The sequence below is a fragment of the Acinetobacter sp. YH01024 genome, assembly GCF_013420195.1.
GTDB classification, from domain to species: Bacteria; Pseudomonadota; Gammaproteobacteria; order Pseudomonadales; family Moraxellaceae; genus Acinetobacter; species Acinetobacter amyesii.
The window spans coordinates 21,213-37,510 of sequence record NZ_VOYQ01000033.1 but is presented as its reverse complement, the minus strand read 5'-3'; the positions used below and the strand labels follow the sequence as shown (position 1 = coordinate 37,510).

Below are 16,298 nucleotides of genomic sequence, written 5' to 3'. Positions count from 1 at the left end.
CCGAACTAAAAATCTATAATCAGGAAATCAATAAAAGAAGAATTGGAATTGAGCATGTATTTGGCAGTTTGAAAACCTTCAAAATTCTTGCTGAGCGATATCGCAATCGAGGCAAAAGACTAGCATTAAGATTCAATCTAATTGCTGGAATTTATAACTTGGAGCTGAGTGAAAAATGACTTATGAAAGAAATCTTGTGTAGTTAATCATCAATGCCTGCGTTGCATATTCACAACACAGTGTCCCGATTTTAAACGACGCATATTTTGTGGTCTGTATTAGAATCTGCATAAGATTGGACGCTTAAATAATCAACATGAGCAATAACACACAATACTACACTCGAACAGCTCAGGTCTTACATTGGCTGATGGCGATCATATTCATCGTGGCATGGTTAATTGGCTTTTATAGTGGCAATTTTCTGAGTTATGACGTCGATGGCAGCTTTAAAGGACAAGTGATTACCCTCCATAAAAATATTGCGACTACGATTATTTTTTTGGTGGTGATACGAATCTTTTGGCGCTATACCCACCCCGCACCTGAATTACCTGACAGCATGTCATCCGGCATGAAAACCTTGGCACATTTGGGTCATTTAGCACTGTATTTTGTACTACTGGCTTTGCCGATCACAGGTTGCTTATTCAGTTGGAGTGCAGGTCACCCTGCTCCCGTATTGTATTTGTTTGAAATACCACGCTTGGTACAAGATAATTCTGAATTATTAGCCATCGTGAAACCATTACATATTTGGATTTCTTGGGCAGCAGGCTTGCTCTTAGTCGGTCATATTTTGGCAGCACTGAAACATCATTTTATTGATAAAGACCATGTGCTCAAAAGCATGACACGACAACCAAAACCCTAATAAAGACAAAATAAAAGCCACATTATGTGGCTTTTATTGTGAGCATCATCTTTTAATTCAGCACTTGCTGAGCACAGCCACGCATACTATTCAAAACCGCTTTAGAAATCAGTTTATTCTTTTCAGTTTCATTCACTGCAGCAGTCATCAGATCTTTCGCACCGATATCATCCATAGCATGCTCACTCACGCACTGACAAATCGCAGCTTGATTGTCTTTTTTCTGTTGAGCACTCATAAACAACGCAGCACCTTTCCAAATTTTAGAACTATTTAACTCTTGCGAGCATTGATATTCAACCACGGGCTTTAGCATACGCTGACTTAAACTTGATTTATCTGCAATAGCAGCCGATGAAATCAATACTACGGCTAAAAATGTAATCGATGAGGCAAATATAGAGCGATTTGAATGAGAGAAAAGCATGATTTAAACATAAAAAAGGCAGTGAATATTCACTGCCTGAGATTATACGCTGATTATTAATTCAACGCTTCAATCTTTTTAATCCAAGTTTGTTTTTCCGCATCTGAAATAAATGATGCTTCAAAAGAGTTAATTGCCAGTTGCTTTAACTCTGCATTGCTTAGATCAAGCGCTTTGGTGATCGCAATGAAGTTATCATTCATATAACCACCAAAGTACGATGGATCATCTGAATTGACGGTCACATGCACACCTTGTTGCAATAGACGGCGAATATTATGCTCAGCCATATCTTTGACCACGCATAGCTTTAAATTGCTCAATGGGCAAACGGTTAATGGCATTTTCTCTGCAATTAAACGTTGCATCAAAGCAGGATCTTCTTCTGAACGTACACCATGGTCAACACGATTTACTTTCAACAAATCCAAGGCTTCCCATACGTATTCTGCTGGACCTTCTTCCCCTGCATGCGCAACGATAAGAAAACCGGCTTCACGGGCTTTTGCAAAAACACGTTCAAATTTTGATGGTGGATGACCCACTTCACTCGAATCTAAACCGACACCAATAATTTGATCTTTATATGGTAAAGCTTGTTCTAATGTTGCAAATGCTGCGTCTTCAGATAAATGACGCAAAAAGCACATAATCAGATGTGAGCTAATGCCCAGTTTCGTTTTAGCATCATCACAAGCGCGTTGTAAGCCATTCAAGACAGTTTCAAAAGCAACCCCACGGTCTGTATGAGTTTGTGGGTCGAAGAACATTTCGGTATGAACCACATGATCTTCTGCACATTTTTCAAAGTATGCCCATGCTAAATCATAAAAATCTTGCTCATGAATCAGTACATTTGCACCTGCATAATAAATGTCTAAAAAAGACTGTAAATTATGAAAGTTATACGCTTCTTTTAATTCTTCGACTGATTGATAAGGGATTGCAATATTGTTGCGTTGGGCAATTGCAAACATGAGTTCAGGCTCAAATGTCCCTTCAATATGCACATGTAGCTCTGCTTTTGGCAAAGCGCGAATCAGCTCAAGTTGATCCATCTCTTATCCTCATAAAAATAAAAAAGGGTGCAAACTGAGTTTACACCCTTTCGCTATTTGACAGTATTAACCGCCAAATGCAGCAAATTTCAATGCCCAAAGTACAGCAATAATCCAAACCATATACGGTACAGTTTTCGCTTTACCTGTCAGCAATTTAACCAATGCATAGCTAATGAAGCCCATTGCAATACCGTCTGCAATTGAATACGTAAACGGCATAAATACAATTGTTAAGAATGCTGGGACTGCTTCAGTAATATCATCCCACTCAATATGAACGATACCTTGAATCATCAACACACCAACAAACAATAATGCTGGCGCAGTTGCAAAACCTGGTACAGACTGAGCAAGTGGTGCTAAGAACAATGCCAAAATAAACAATACAGCAACTACAACTGCAGTTAAACCTGTACGACCACCGGCAGCAACACCTGCTGATGATTCAATATAAGGCGTAGTCGAAGACGTACCCAATGCCGCACCCGCAACAATTGCAGATGAGTCAGCAAATAATGCTTTCTTCAAACGTGGTAATTTACCGTCTTTTAATAAGCCTGCACGGTGTGATACACCGACCAATGTACCTGTAGAGTCAAATAAATCAACCAAGAAGAATACAAAGATTACGCCAATCAAACTTGCTGTGAATAGACCTTCGAAGTTCATTTGCATGAATGTTGGAGCGATTGAAGGAATAGCACCTACAACACCTTTAAATTCGTTGAAGCCCAGTAGGGTTGAAATTGCAGTAATCACCAAAATACTGATGATGATTGCACCACGTACTTTGAAGTGATGCATAACCACAACCATCAAGAAGCCAAGTAAAGCCAACAAGACAGACGGCTGTTTTAAATCACCCAGACTAACCAATGTTGCAGGGTTATCAACAATAATGCCGGCATTTTTCAAAGAAACCAGTGCAAGGAATAAACCAATACCGCCGCCGATCGCCAGTTTAAGCGACATTGGAATCGCATTGACAATCGCTTCACGGATTTTGAACATGCTGATAGCGATAAAAACAAGGCCAGAGACAAAAACAGCTGCTAAAGCAGTTTGCCATTCCACGCCCATACCCAAACATACAGAATAGGTAAAGTAAGCGTTTAAGCCCATACCGGGTGCTAAGGCAATTGGATAGTTAGCAACAAGCCCCATCACCAAACAGCCAATGGCTGCTGCTAGACAGGTTGCGACAAAAACAGCGCCATGATCCATACCCGTTTCGGACAAAATCATTGGATTGACAATAATGATGTAACACATTGTCAAGAAAGTAGTTACACCTGCAATGACTTCTGTTTTGAAACTGGTTTTGTTTTCGCTCAGTTTAAACAGACGTTCAAGCATGTTCTCGGAAGATGGATTAGGAGTCGTCATGACCTAGCCCCTATGAAGTAAACTTTATGCATATAAGCATTCCACAAAATTAATCATGTCATGTATTCATCATTAATTTTGTGTATGCCTAAGCAACGAATATGCCAATTCGGCAGATTGTAGGCTTTAAAAAATCCTATTTTCAACAACATACAACACGGTACAAATGTTGAAATTTGCAAACAAAAAAGCTGCATAAACCTATGCAGCTCCTCTATTTATGTCATTTAATTCGTATTTAATATCAATAAATACTGATCAAATTAATTTCGGCAAATTATAACACATTGATTTTTTAATGTTTCCACATTTTCATCGCTTTTCAATTTAGTAAATTTAAGACATTGTTTTCTTTATAAAGTTTCAAATTATTATATATAAAAATAAAATATCAATATTTAAACGAACACTTCAAGACCATGCTTGAGCTCAATGCAAAAGCAGCAAGATTGATTTTTTTTAGCGCATATAAGGTGATGCGCTCAAATCATCATTGAACACCTGATTAATTTCTTGCTGTCGCTTTAACTCTGCATTCTTATAAACACTAAACCCTAAAAACACAATGCTGAGTATAAAAATTGGTATCAGTATTTTTTTCATAACAAAATTTTATTCATGTTTAAATATTTGGCTATAATAACAAAAAATTTAAACAAAAAAGTGACGTATTTCACAATTTTATATATTATTAAGTCATTTAATAAGCTATTTGTTCGATCAATGTTAATTTTGTAATATATTTTAGACTGATAGACAAGATAATCGCTGAATGATTTTTCGAATCCTTTTCCGTAAAAAGCATCAAATCGTAGATCATTTCATATACGAAATTTAAAGCACGATCAATTTCACAGGCCCACCATTACATCTCGAGTGAAGAAGATAAAAAAGCCGCTGACTTAAAAACAGCGGCTATTCATATTCTTTTCGGTCTAAGTTTTTCAATTTCGAAATTAAGCGGCTTGTTGTTCGTCTCGCTTAAAGACCAATTCGCCCTTTAAGCTACTCTCAGCATCGAAATAATAACCATCGGTATTGAAGGACTTAATGTCTTCAATACGTTCAATTTTATTTTCCAACAAATAACGCGCCATTAAGCCACGTGCCTTTTTGGCATAGAAACTGATGACTTTATATTTGCCGTTCTTTTGGTCCAGAAAAACAGGCTTGATGATTTCGGCTTTGATTTTTGCTTCTTTTACCGACTTATAGTATTCATCTGAAGCGATGTTGACCAAAATTTCAGAACCCGCTTTTGCCAAATCATCATTAATCAGATTGGTGATGATATTGTCCCAAAACTCGTACAGGTTATGTCCACGTGGGTTTTGTAACTTGGTTCCCATTTCTAAACGATATGGCATCATTAGATCAAGCGGACGCAATAAACCATAGAGACCCGAGAGCATACGCAAATGGGTTTGTGCATATTCAAGGTCTGAGTTTGTAAGTTTATAAGCATCTAAACCGGTATATACATCACCTTTAAAGGCAAAGATTGCTTGGCGTGCATTGGCAAAATCAAAATCAGGCTGCCAATCTCGGAAGCGCTCAACATTTAAAGTCGCAATTTTCTCACTGACACTCATCAAGCTTGAAATTTCACTTACCGACAATTTACGTGCGACTGAGATTAATTCTTCAGAATGATCTAATAGCCGTGGTTGAGTGAATTTTTCAGTCGGTAAAGCGGTTTCGTAATCTAAAGTTTTTGCTGGAGAAATTAAAGCGAGCATAAACATCCTGATTAATTTTTAATTAAACAAACTATAACAGTAGAGTATTTTCAAATCCAATCTGTGTTTTTGATAAACATAATCTGTAAACTATGCGACTCTCCCGCTTTCACATTTTAGTCATTATGTCAGAACAACTGTTCATTCAAGGGCCTGTTGGTCAGCTTGAAATTTTTGTTGATTATCCACAGGGTGAAGTGAAAGGATTCGCGGTAGTTACACACCCTCACCCATTGCAAGGTGGTACACCACAGCACAAAGTCCCTGTGCTTTTAGCGCAAATGTTCTTAGAACGTGGCTATGTTGTCTATCGCCCAAGTTTCCGTGGTTCTGGCCAAAGTGCAGGAATACATGACGAAGGCAATGGTGAAACTAAAGACACCATGCAAGTCATTGAATTTGCTCGCAACCAACATCCGAACCTGCCATTTTATGCAGGCGGTTTTAGTTTTGGTGCAAATGTCATGACTAAATGCTATGCCCTATTGCCAGTAGAATTGCAGCCTGTACAAACTATTTTATGTGGCCTACCAACCACAACAGTTGCAGGTGTACGTCACTATGTGACACCACATATTAAGGGTGATATTTTATTTATTCATGGTGAAGAAGATAATGTCACACTGTTATCTGACTTGATTCAGTGGGCCAAACCACAGCGCCATTTAATCACGGTTTTACCAAGTGCAAACCACTTCTTTACGGGTTATCTAAAACAGCTTCGTATCGCGATTTCACGCTTTTTAGTATAAAAAATACCAAAAAATGAGTCAGCTTAACTGGCTCATTTTTTTTGCCTAGCGAACGCTCTATTCCCCCAATATTCCAGATAAATTCAACTTCTCGCTTTTCGATTTATCCATCATTTAAATGCATTGGTGATCATTATCTATTCAACATGTAATGACCTAAGCCGATGCTCGTTTAATTTTGATTACGCCTCAATTTTTTATCTAAAAACCAATAATTTACTTGTTTAAATAATCAACTACAGAAATAATACCCAGAAAAATTAAGATAAAATTTAGAGGGAAAAATGAAATTTATTGTTGCTGTGATTTTAAGTCTAGGCATTGCAGCTTTGGTCTATTATTTTAATTCAACGCCTTCCACAACAACGAATTTTCCAGCATCTACGGTTGCTGCGAACGATGGTCCCAAAGCCTATTTGACAGCGTCATACAAGATGAATGTCGATGGTCGTGATTTTAGCTTAAAGATGGTCTACGACTTTCCCAATAGCCAAGTGTGTGAAGCCCAGCTCAACAGCACAGACACCATGAATATGATTTCAACCTTTAAGCAACGCTGTTCGAGTGACTCGGTGTGTAAAGAAGCTGAAATTTCATCTTGTTCACCTTTTACCGATCAAAAATATAAAGATATGCTCGATAAAAACTATCATGACACCCATTATATTTATTTAAGCGATAGTAAATTGACTGATCAACGTGGTGTGATCGTGTTTTGGGGACTCAATGAACAAGAGTCAGAAAAAATGTGTGACTATGTGAAAAAGAGCAATCGAACCATTAATCCAATCAATATTGAATGTCTATAACGTTGTTCAATACCTTCCGTTAAAAAAACAAAAAAGCAGCGCTATGCTGCTTTTTTTATGGATGATTTTTACTTCAATTTTCAAATCATTTTGTCATTTGTTTCCATTGAAACTCACTATATGACTCTTCTTCTTTTAAACTGTTTTCGACCGCTTGAGCCAATTGGTTCAATAGACTTTGCTCAGTAATACGATCTAACCAATCTTGGTCTTCATCTGGATAAGAGGTAATTTCACAGACTAAACGACCTGATTCATCCTGGCCCTGACATGTCACTGAAAGTGGCAATTCATGTTGATCGACACTGACTGCAATCTGATCACCACTTTGCGATAACGTTTGAAAGCCATAACGCTCTAATTTATTTGCCAATAATTCAGCAACCTGAGTTTGCGTATCAGCACTGCTTTCAACTCGATTTGAATCGCTATGGGCGGTGAATTGTAGTTTTCTCATGTATCTATCCAAAGACATTCTTGTTGTATGGTTTTAGCATAAGCAATTAAAACCAAACAGCCAAGCATTTGCTTGGCTGTTGTTGAATAAATATACAAATTTAGTGAATTATTTATTCACTTACCGCAATCGTTAAACCGGCTTGAGTCGCTAGCTCTGTAAATGTCGGGAAGCTGGTCGCAACAGTTTCTGTACCCACGATATTAATTTCACCCGAAGTACGTAAACCTGCCATTGAGAAGCTCATTGCAATACGGTGGTCATGATGTGATTCGATTTGACCACCTGTGAAGATTGCACCCCACTCACCCGCTTTGCCTTGACCTTCAATGATAATGCCGTCCTCGGTTGGCGTACAATCGATACCCATAATTTTTAGGCCATCTGCCATCACTTGAATACGATCCGACTCTTTCACTCGAAGTTCAGCAGCGCCGGTCAAAATGGTTTGACCTTCTGCACATGCTGCTGCGATAAACAGTGCTGGAAATTCATCAATCGCCAATGGCACTTGATCTTCTGGCATATGAATGCCTTTGAGTGTACGTGAACCACGAATACGAATATCTGCAATCGGCTCACCGCCAGCGATACGTTCATTTTCAACAGTCAGGTCAGCACCCATCTGTTTTAAAATTTCGATCACACCTGTACGTGTTGGATTAATGCCGACCGCTTCAAGTGTGACATCTGAACCTTCAGTAATCGCTGCACCCACCATAAAGAATGCTGCAGATGAAATGTCAGAGGGTACTTGAATGTCCGTACCGACTAACTTTCCGCCACCTTGAAGTGAAATGCGGTTGCCTTCTGTTTTCACGTCATAACCAAATGCACGAAGCATACGTTCAGAATGGTCACGTGTCGGTTCTGGCTCAGTGACAACAGTTTCACCTTCCGCCCAAAGACCAGCCAACAAAATACCGGATTTTACTTGTGCAGATGCCATTGGTAAATCGTAGTGAATACCTTTAAGGTTTTGACTTCCAGAAATAGACACGGGCGGCGTACCACGCTCACCTGTGGTTTGAATTTGCGCACCCATTTCACGTAATGGTTTTGCAATACGTTCCATTGGACGTTTTGATAATGACGCATCACCCGTCATCACCGAATCAAACTTCTGTGCCGACAACATGCCTGAAAGCAAACGCATTGAAGTGCCTGAGTTACCCATATACAAAGCGCCTGCAGGTGCTTTTAAACCATGCATACCTACACCATGAATGGTGACTTCGCCGTTTTTAGGGCCTTCAATACTTACACCCATATCGCGGAATGCTTGAAGGGTTGCCAAGGCATCTTCACCTTCAAGGAATCCAGTGACATGCGTTGTACCTTCTGCAATAGCACCAAACATGATAGAGCGATGTGACACAGATTTATCACCTGGCACAGTAAATTTACCTTGGAATTGCTTTGGGCCCGGTAAAATTTTGAATTGCTGTGTCGTCACTTTATTTTTCTCCATCAGTGGTTTCTTTGCGAGCATGTGATTGAAATGTTGGCGTGCCGCTTGTGCATGCCCCAACAGTCCCATCAACGCTTGTGAGTTTTCATCTTCAATCAGTTTGCGAAGAATAGCCAATTGTTTTTCAAAGCCATCTACCGCATTTAAAATTGCCTTTTTATTGGCAAAAAAGATGTCATGCCACATATGTGGGTCGCTTGCAGCAATACGTGAAAAATCACGAAAACCGCCAGCGGCATAACGGAAAATATCCAAATTGTCTTCTCGGTTCGCAAGTTGCTCAACCAAGTTAAATGCCATCAAATGCGGAAGATGACTGGTATGGGCCAACACTTCGTCGTGTTTTTCCACATCCATACAAATCACTTCCGCTTTGGCAGCTTGCCACAATTGAATCAGTTTCTCTACAGCCCAATCTGCACTGCTAGGTAATGGTGTCAAAATCACTTTGTGATTAGCAAATAAATCTACCTTACCGGCATGCACACCTGTTAGTTCAGCCCCAGCAATCGGATGCCCCGGTACAAAACCAGCAGGTAATTGCTCACCATAGACTGCTTTCGCTGCATCAACGACATTGCCTTTGGTACTCCCAACATCGGTAATAATCGTCTGTTCGGATAGATAAGGCTTTATCGCTTCAAGGACTTTTTGTGTCGCACGAACAGGTAAAGCCAAAACAACAAGATCTGCACCTTTGACCGCTTCGGCAGGATCGCTATAACCCTGCTGAATAAGCCCTAAAGCTTTTGCATCTTCTAAAGTTTTTTGTGAACGCGTAGACGCCACAATTTCCTTAGTTAAACCTTCAGCAATCATGACGCGAGCTAGGCTTGAGCCAATCAGCCCAAGCCCAATAAAAGCAACTTTTTCAAATAGTGGCACAGACATGACTTAAGCTTTAGCCTCTAAGCCCAAAACTTTAGCCAATGCAGCTAAGAATTTAGCATTTTCAGCTTCAGTCCCAATTGATACACGTAAATGCTCAGGGATACCAACTGGACGAACAATCACACCTTCTTTTAATAAAGCATTGAACGTCTGTGCAGGATCTGCTTTTACATTTACTAAAATGAAGTTCGCACGTGAAGGCACATACGCTAAACCTAAAGCATCAAAGCCTGACTCAAGTTGAGCCATACCCGCTTTGTTCACTACGCGTGATTTTTCAATAAATGCTTCATCTTTAAGTGCAGCAACTGCAGCCACCATCGCAAGATGGTTCACGTTAAATGGTTGACGAATACGATTGAGGAAATCCGTCACTTCAACTGAAGCCAAGGCAAAACCAACACGTAACGCAGCCAAGCCATAACATTTTGACATGGTACGGCTCACAATTAAGTTTGCGTATTGATCTAAGAATTTCAAGCTGTTGAAGTTTTCTGGGAAATATTCCACATAAGCTTCATCTAAAACCACGATCACATTTGCAGGTACTTTTTGCATGAACGCTTCAAATTCAGCTTCTTCAAACCATGTACCTGTTGGATTATTTGGGTTCGCAATAAAAATCAATTTAGTATTGTCTTTAATTGCCGCAGCCATTGCATCTAGGTCATGTGAAAAACCTTTTGCAGGCACTTCAATCGCTTCAGCATTAATCGCTTGAGTCACCAGACCATACACAGCAAATGCGTGTTGGCTATACACCACAGAGTCTTGCTCTGAAACAAAAGCACGAGCGAAAATTTCTAGAAGATCGTTTGAACCATTACCCAACGTAATGCGGTCATGTGCAATACCAAATTGTTTTTCAACTTGGTCTTTCAAAATAAAACCGCCACCATCCGGATATCGACCAATTTCTGCAAGTTCAGCAGCAACCGCTTCTTTCACTTTGTCAGAACAACCCAATGGGTTTTCATTTGATGCGAGTTTTACGATATCTGTAATACCCAACTCACGCTCAAGTTCACTAATTGGTTTACCTGGTTGGTAAGGCTTTAGCTTTGCAATGCCTTCATTGGCTGGGACAAACGTCATTTTACACTTCCAGTTTTTTCAAATGATGAAGGTGATCAACTCCTGATGGAATTGATCACAGTTGTGATCTTAAAGAACAGCAATCGGATATGAACCCAATACACGAATTTCTTTTACTAACGGACGAATTTCTTCAATTGCCGCTTTCACGTTTTCTTGCTCAACATGACCTTCCAAGTCCACAAAGAATACATAAGCCCATTTTTCTGGTAATGCAGGACGTGTTTCGATACTTGTTAAGCTAATATTATGCTTGGCAAACGGTGCAAGAATTTCAAGTAATGCCCCTGCACGGTCATGCGCAGAAATCAACAATGAAGTTTTATCATTGCCCGATTGCGGTACTTTCTCACGACCAATCACCAAGAAACGAGTAGTATTTTCAGGATTGTCTTCAATATTGCTATGCAAAATTTCAAGGTTGTAAATGTTCGCAGCGACTTCAGATGCAATTGCTGCTGAGTGCCATTCATTGCGAATACGGCGTGCAGCTTCTGCATTTGAACTGAGTGCAACACGTTCTACACCTGGATAATGAGCATCTAACCAACCACGGCATTGCGCCAAAGTTTGTTGATGTGCATAAATTTGTTTAATGCTGTCTTTACGTGTGTTTTCAGACACTAGGAACTGGTGATGAATACGCAGTTCAACTTCACCAATAACATTGAGATGTGAAGATTTGAAGCAATCTAAAGTATGGTTCACTACACCTTCAGATGAGTTCTCTACAGGCACAAGACCATAGTGCGCACTGCCTGCTTCTACTTCGCGGAATACTTCATCAATTGTTGGTAATGGGCGCACCACAGCGTCTTGACCAAAGTGTTTCAACACTGCCGAATGTGTATAAGTCCCAACTGGACCTAAGAACGCAATACTTTGCGGTGCTTCAAGGGCTAAACAAGCCGACATGATCTCACGGAATAAACGTGCCATTGTCACATCAGACAATGGGCCTTCGTTACGATCCATAACTTTGCGTAAAACTTGCGCCTCACGTTCAGGACGATAAAACAATGGATTCTCTTCTGCAGCAAATTTTGCTTTTGCCACAGCTTCAGCTAGTTTCGCACGACGGTTGATAAGTTGTTGAATCTGCATATCAACAGAGTCGATATCTTCACGAATTTGAGCTAAGTCCAGAGAAGTCGGAGTGTTTTGATCATCGTTGATCATTGTTATGTCGCCCTTCAAAAAAATTTTGCAAACAGTATAACAATAGTTAGCTTTCAAATGTTGCGCAATACGACTTTGATGGTTTCAGCCTTAAAAACATACAGTTGATTAAAGCTTCATCAGCTTAACTTAAGAGCCAAAACAGCCAAACTGATAGGTAAAGCCATAATTAAGGCAAATCTTACCTTTTGACGGCTTTATTGATCATTCAACTTGAGCAGCACAATAAATAGACCTTCTCTTTTCCTCCAAATTTGCATCAGATCCATCCCCTTATAAGCCCATCAATCAATTTGTTTCATTGGTCATTTCATTTTTAAATTTTGCTCTCAATACTTGAAGCAAAATAAAAATTTCAAAACTTGGCTTTCATGGCATAGAAATAATTTAAAACTTAAAGATGATCTATATAAACACTTGGTCATTGATCGTTTTTTCAGTGACTTAATAGGCACTTTCATCTAGTGTTTACAGTCATTGACGCATTTATTACAAAAGACACAGGTAATTTTTATCATTGCTTTGTAGTCTAAATATCAGAAAAAAAATAACAGACCCATAGGTACAAGTATGCACAAGAAAATTGCAGTGTTAGTGACCTACGATTTTGAAGATATTGAGTATCTTGAGCCTGTAGAGGCATTTCGAGCCGCTCGGCACAGCATTATCAATGTCGAAGATCAGATTGGAAAAATCGTTTACGGTATTAAACGCCGTTCCCAGATCACCATTGACCAGAGTATCGACGACGCCTCTGTACATGATTTTGATGCCTTGTTTATCCCCGGCGGTTATTCACCCGAGAAACTCGCTTTAGATGACCGTTTTATCTATTTTGTACGTAATTTTGCAGATAGCCAAAAGCCGATTTTGAGCAGTTGTCACGGTCCACAGTTGTTATTAGAAGCTGGTGTCATACAAGGTCGCCATTTCGCCCAATCTGAAACACTTAAATCAGCTTTGTTAAACGCAGGTGTGATGGTGTCGGATCAATCGGTCGTGAATGATAATAACCTGTATATATCGTCGCGTAGTACTTTAGATACCCCTGAATTTATTGAAGTCTGTTTGCAAGTTTTGGGGCAACCGTCATTATCATAGGTCTCAATATATTCACTTACACTCAACCTCACAATCTAATTCACACACGCAAATCTATAGAAATACATCGTCTCTATAGAAATACATCCTAAAAAAAATAGCGAAGCCTTCACTTCGCTATTTTAATGTCAGCCTGATAAATTGTTTATCGACCTAAAATACTTCGTGCCACGATTTCTTTCATAATTTCATTGGTGCCACCGTAGATTTGCTGGATACGCGCATCGACAAAAAAGCGTGAAATTGGATATTCGGTCATATAACCATAGCCACCAAATAATTGAAGTAGATTATGGGCCACTTTCATTTGCATATCGGTAGAAAAGCTCTTGAGTGCTGCTGCAGTTTCAACATCAAGTTTGCCTTGCATATAAAGTTCAACATTTTGATTATAAAATGCCGCTGTAGCCAATTCGTCAATCTTAGCCTGTGCCAAGACAAAACGAGTATTTTGGAACTGTCCGATCGCCTGTCCGAACGCTTGTCGCTCTTTAACATACTGCGTTGCCACATCAATGGAACCACGAATCGCACCAATTGCAGTCGAGGCAATTGCGGTACGTTCACGCGGTAACTCTTGCATCAAGTAAGCAAAGCCGTGTCCAGCTTGACCCAAAAGTTGCTCTTTCGGTACTTTGACATTGTCATAAAACAACTCAGAAGTATCTTGTGCATGTAGACCAATTTTGTCGAGGTTGGTACCTTTCTTAAATCCATCCAAATGTGTATCGACTAAGAGTAGTGACACGCCTTTGGCACGTGCTTGTGGATCAGTTTTCGCGGCCAATACCACTAAGTCTGCATGTTGACCATTTGAGATAAAGGTTTTCGAACCATTGAGAAGATAATAATCCCCCTGCAAAATTGCACTACTGCGCATAGACTGTAAGTCCGAACCTGCACCCGGCTCTGTCATACCAATAGCACCGACCACTTCACCCGTGACCATTTTCGGTAACCAATATTGTTTTTGTTCTTCTGAACCAATGTGCAAAATATAAGGCGCTGCAATTTCAGAATGGCATGAAATACCTGTCGATAATGCACTAAAACCTGCGCGAGCAGATTCTTCAACTAACATCAGTGAATAATGCGTTGGGACGCCATAGCCGCCATATTCTTCAGGCACATCGACACATAAAAAGCCATTTTCACCCAAGGCATTCCATACTGATCGCGGCATAATGCCTTCACGTTCCCATTGCTCATAATGTGGTGCGACATGCTCTGCCATAAAACGGCGAAAGTTATCTCGAAATAATTCTAAGTCTGCATCATAAGCCAGCATGTGTTTCTTCCTTGGTTAAGTTTGTTGTTTTGTTGAACTCCATCCTATTGCAGTTTAGAACGGCCGTCATGCCCAAAAACTAAAGCGTTCAAATTTAGCTTTAGTCCTGCATTAAAAAAGGAAGCCGAAGCTTCCTTTTTAAATGACATCTTTTACATCACAGCATCTGCCTTAGGCATGATGTGCATTGCCTTCTTCTTGCATCTGACGGTCAATTTCTTCAGGGTTTGCCAAAGCAAAATCCAGTTTTTCTTTGTCTAATTGACCCACCCATTTCGCAACCACAATCGTTGCCAAAGAGTTACCTACAAGGTTCGTTAATGCACGTGCTTCTGACATGAAACGGTCAATACCAAGAATTAATGCCAAACCTGCAACAGGAATATGACCCACAGCAGACAATGTTGCAGCCATCACAATAAAGCCTGAACCCGTCACACCCGCAGCACCCTTAGATGAAATGAGTAGAACCAACAACAACGTGATCTGATGCGAAATATCAAGCGGTGTATTGGTCGCTTGTGCAATAAAGATTGCTGCCATGGTCAGGTAAATAGACGTACCATCTAGGTTAAATGAATAACCTGTTGGAATAACAAGGCCCACTACAGATTTTTCTGCACCAGCAAGTTCGAGTTTTTTCAACATACGTGGCAGTACAGATTCAGAAGAAGACGTACCCAGTACGATCAGTAACTCTTCGCGAATCATACGAATCATTTTGAGGATACTGAAACCGCAAATACGTGCAATTGAGCCAAGTACAAGGAAAATAAACAGCAAACAGGTAATATAGAAGCAGATGATCAATTGACCCAATTGCGCCAAACTACCAATACCATATTTACCAATGGTATAAGCCATCGCACCGAAGGCACCAATTGGCGCAAGCTTCATGATCATGTTTACAATGTTAAAGAATACATGTGCAATTTGATCAATAAACTTCAATACAGGCTTACCTGCATCACCAAGTTTATGCAATGCAAAACCAAATAATAAGGCAAATAATAGAACTTGAAGAATCTCACCCTCAGCAAACGCACCAACAACGGTGTTTGGGATGATATTCATAAAAAATTCTTGGGTAGATTGTGCTGCACCAGATTCAACATATTTAGAAATACCTGCAGTATCTAAAGATGCTGGATCTACGTTCATGCCTACACCAGGTTTTGCAATATTAATCACTGCAAGACCGATAATGAGTGCGATGGTCGAAACGATTTCGAAGTATAGTAAAGCGACCCCACCTGTCTTACCCACAGATTTCATGCTTTCCATACCTGCAATACCACTTACCACGGTACAGAAGATCACAGGTGCAATAATCATTTTAATCAGCTTGATGAAACCTTGTCCTAGTGGATAGAACAATTCACCCCAGCCTTTTACGTATTGCTCGGTACCATTGATAATTTGCGTGCCACTTGGTGAGAAATGCCCCACCAAAACACCCGCAATAATGGCAACGATCACTTGAAAATATAGTGACTTATAAATTGGTTTTTTAGCCATGACATTACTTCACGATATATTTCTGCTTCAAAGAAATATTCAGTTTTTGTCTATTTTCAAAAAATAAACAGCCCAAAACCCCTTTGTCTTCGACAAAAGAGCACCAAAGGTATTTGACTTAGCCAAATACAGAAAAACGAAATATGTATGGTGATTAAATAATCACATCAGGACCTGATATAAAATCAGCGCATTGATCAGGAGATGAAACACATACTAAAGTAGGTTAAATTTTACCTGTTTTTTAAGG

At 39.7% G+C, this 16,298-nt stretch carries 15 protein-coding genes; 5 read left to right on the top strand and 10 right to left on the bottom strand.

The features are described from left to right. Together FTT88_RS12670 and FTT88_RS12665 are read left to right on the top strand one after the other, a co-directional pair. Nucleotides 1–179: transposase (locus tag FTT88_RS12670; RefSeq protein ID WP_180003507.1), on the top strand; the 179-nt coding region annotated here is incomplete at its 5' end. A gap of 137 nt (nucleotides 180–316) precedes the next feature. Beyond that, nucleotides 317–874 carry a cytochrome b gene (locus FTT88_RS12665; RefSeq protein ID WP_180005236.1) on the top strand — a complete coding sequence of 186 codons (558 nt, stop codon included), beginning with the start codon at nucleotides 317–319 and terminating at the stop codon, nucleotides 872–874. 52 nt (nucleotides 875–926) lie between these two features. Here FTT88_RS12665 and FTT88_RS12660 read toward each other — a convergent pair whose 3' ends face one another. From FTT88_RS12660 to yaaA, 4 genes are all read right to left on the bottom strand, one after another. Then, nucleotides 927–1,301, bottom strand: a complete 375-nt coding sequence (locus FTT88_RS12660) for a hypothetical protein (RefSeq protein ID WP_180005237.1) — start codon at nucleotides 1,299–1,301, stop codon at nucleotides 927–929. Nucleotides 1,302–1,357: 56 nt separating this feature from the next. Beyond that, nucleotides 1,358–2,359, bottom strand: coding sequence for an adenosine deaminase (locus tag FTT88_RS12655; RefSeq protein ID WP_180005238.1), 1,002 nt, complete (start codon nucleotides 2,357–2,359; stop codon nucleotides 1,358–1,360). Nucleotides 2,360–2,425: 66 nt separating this feature from the next. Continuing rightward, nucleotides 2,426–3,748, bottom strand: a complete 1,323-nt coding sequence (locus FTT88_RS12650; protein WP_078189086.1) for an NCS2 family permease — start codon at nucleotides 3,746–3,748, stop codon at nucleotides 2,426–2,428. A 956-nt stretch (nucleotides 3,749–4,704) separates the two neighbouring features. Beyond that, nucleotides 4,705–5,487 (bottom strand): peroxide stress protein YaaA, encoded by a 783-nt coding sequence (gene yaaA, locus FTT88_RS12645; protein ID WP_180005239.1) that lies wholly within the window; start codon nucleotides 5,485–5,487, stop codon nucleotides 4,705–4,707. 125 nt (nucleotides 5,488–5,612) lie between these two features. Between yaaA and FTT88_RS12640 the strand changes: the two genes are divergently transcribed. Then, nucleotides 5,613–6,239, top strand: coding sequence for an alpha/beta hydrolase (locus FTT88_RS12640; protein WP_180005240.1), 627 nt, complete (start codon nucleotides 5,613–5,615; stop codon nucleotides 6,237–6,239). Between the two features lie 284 nt (nucleotides 6,240–6,523). Then, on the top strand, nucleotides 6,524–7,048 hold the full coding sequence (locus tag FTT88_RS12635) for a hypothetical protein (RefSeq protein WP_180005241.1): 525 nt from the start codon (nucleotides 6,524–6,526) through the stop codon (nucleotides 7,046–7,048). Between the two features lie 85 nt (nucleotides 7,049–7,133). On the opposite strand, the gene FTT88_RS12630 is transcribed toward FTT88_RS12635, so the two are convergent. The 4 genes from FTT88_RS12630 to pheA form a co-directional block, all read right to left on the bottom strand. Then, a complete protein-coding gene (locus FTT88_RS12630) occupies nucleotides 7,134–7,505 on the bottom strand; it encodes a hypothetical protein (protein ID WP_180005242.1) in 372 nt (123 codons plus the stop codon). 112 nt (nucleotides 7,506–7,617) lie between these two features. Further along, nucleotides 7,618–9,867: a bifunctional prephenate dehydrogenase/3-phosphoshikimate 1-carboxyvinyltransferase gene (locus tag FTT88_RS12625; protein ID WP_180005243.1), complete on the bottom strand. Its 2,250-nt coding sequence runs from the start codon at nucleotides 9,865–9,867 to the stop codon at nucleotides 7,618–7,620. A 3-nt stretch (nucleotides 9,868–9,870) separates the two neighbouring features. After that, a complete protein-coding gene (gene hisC, locus FTT88_RS12620; RefSeq protein ID WP_078189092.1) occupies nucleotides 9,871–10,962 on the bottom strand; it encodes a histidinol-phosphate transaminase in 1,092 nt (363 codons plus the stop codon). Nucleotides 10,963–11,031: 69 nt separating this feature from the next. Next, a complete protein-coding gene (gene pheA / locus FTT88_RS12615; protein ID WP_078194414.1) occupies nucleotides 11,032–12,141 on the bottom strand; it encodes a prephenate dehydratase in 1,110 nt (369 codons plus the stop codon). A 570-nt stretch (nucleotides 12,142–12,711) separates the two neighbouring features. Here pheA and FTT88_RS12610 point away from each other — a divergent pair. After that, nucleotides 12,712–13,242, top strand: a complete 531-nt coding sequence (locus tag FTT88_RS12610; RefSeq protein ID WP_180005244.1) for a DJ-1/PfpI family protein — start codon at nucleotides 12,712–12,714, stop codon at nucleotides 13,240–13,242. 145 nt (nucleotides 13,243–13,387) lie between these two features. Here the strand turns inward: FTT88_RS12610 and FTT88_RS12605 are convergent, their stop codons facing one another. Continuing rightward, a complete protein-coding gene (locus FTT88_RS12605; RefSeq protein WP_180005245.1) occupies nucleotides 13,388–14,530 on the bottom strand; it encodes an acyl-CoA dehydrogenase family protein in 1,143 nt (380 codons plus the stop codon). 171 nt (nucleotides 14,531–14,701) lie between these two features. Further along, nucleotides 14,702–16,048 carry a dicarboxylate/amino acid:cation symporter gene (locus FTT88_RS12600; protein ID WP_180005246.1) on the bottom strand — a complete coding sequence of 449 codons (1,347 nt, stop codon included), beginning with the start codon at nucleotides 16,046–16,048 and terminating at the stop codon, nucleotides 14,702–14,704. Nucleotides 16,049–16,298: the final 250 nt, after the last annotated feature.

Coding starts and splice junctions, on each gene's coding strand:
- FTT88_RS12665 (WP_180005236.1), top strand. CDS start 317: ATGAGCAATAACACACAATACTACACTCGAACAGCTCAGGTCTTACAT.
- FTT88_RS12660 (WP_180005237.1), bottom strand. CDS start 1,301: ATGCTTTTCTCTCATTCAAATCGCTCTATATTTGCCTCATCGATTACA.
- FTT88_RS12655 (WP_180005238.1), bottom strand. CDS start 2,359: ATGGATCAACTTGAGCTGATTCGCGCTTTGCCAAAAGCAGAGCTACAT.
- FTT88_RS12650 (WP_078189086.1), bottom strand. CDS start 3,748: ATGACGACTCCTAATCCATCTTCCGAGAACATGCTTGAACGTCTGTTT.
- yaaA (WP_180005239.1), bottom strand. CDS start 5,487: ATGCTCGCTTTAATTTCTCCAGCAAAAACTTTAGATTACGAAACCGCT.
- FTT88_RS12640 (WP_180005240.1), top strand. CDS start 5,613: ATGTCAGAACAACTGTTCATTCAAGGGCCTGTTGGTCAGCTTGAAATT.
- FTT88_RS12635 (WP_180005241.1), top strand. CDS start 6,524: ATGAAATTTATTGTTGCTGTGATTTTAAGTCTAGGCATTGCAGCTTTG.
- FTT88_RS12630 (WP_180005242.1), bottom strand. CDS start 7,505: ATGAGAAAACTACAATTCACCGCCCATAGCGATTCAAATCGAGTTGAA.
- FTT88_RS12625 (WP_180005243.1), bottom strand. CDS start 9,867: ATGTCTGTGCCACTATTTGAAAAAGTTGCTTTTATTGGGCTTGGGCTG.
- hisC (WP_078189092.1), bottom strand. CDS start 10,962: ATGACGTTTGTCCCAGCCAATGAAGGCATTGCAAAGCTAAAGCCTTAC.
- pheA (WP_078194414.1), bottom strand. CDS start 12,141: ATGATCAACGATGATCAAAACACTCCGACTTCTCTGGACTTAGCTCAA.
- FTT88_RS12610 (WP_180005244.1), top strand. CDS start 12,712: ATGCACAAGAAAATTGCAGTGTTAGTGACCTACGATTTTGAAGATATT.
- FTT88_RS12605 (WP_180005245.1), bottom strand. CDS start 14,530: ATGCTGGCTTATGATGCAGACTTAGAATTATTTCGAGATAACTTTCGC.
- FTT88_RS12600 (WP_180005246.1), bottom strand. CDS start 16,048: ATGGCTAAAAAACCAATTTATAAGTCACTATATTTTCAAGTGATCGTT.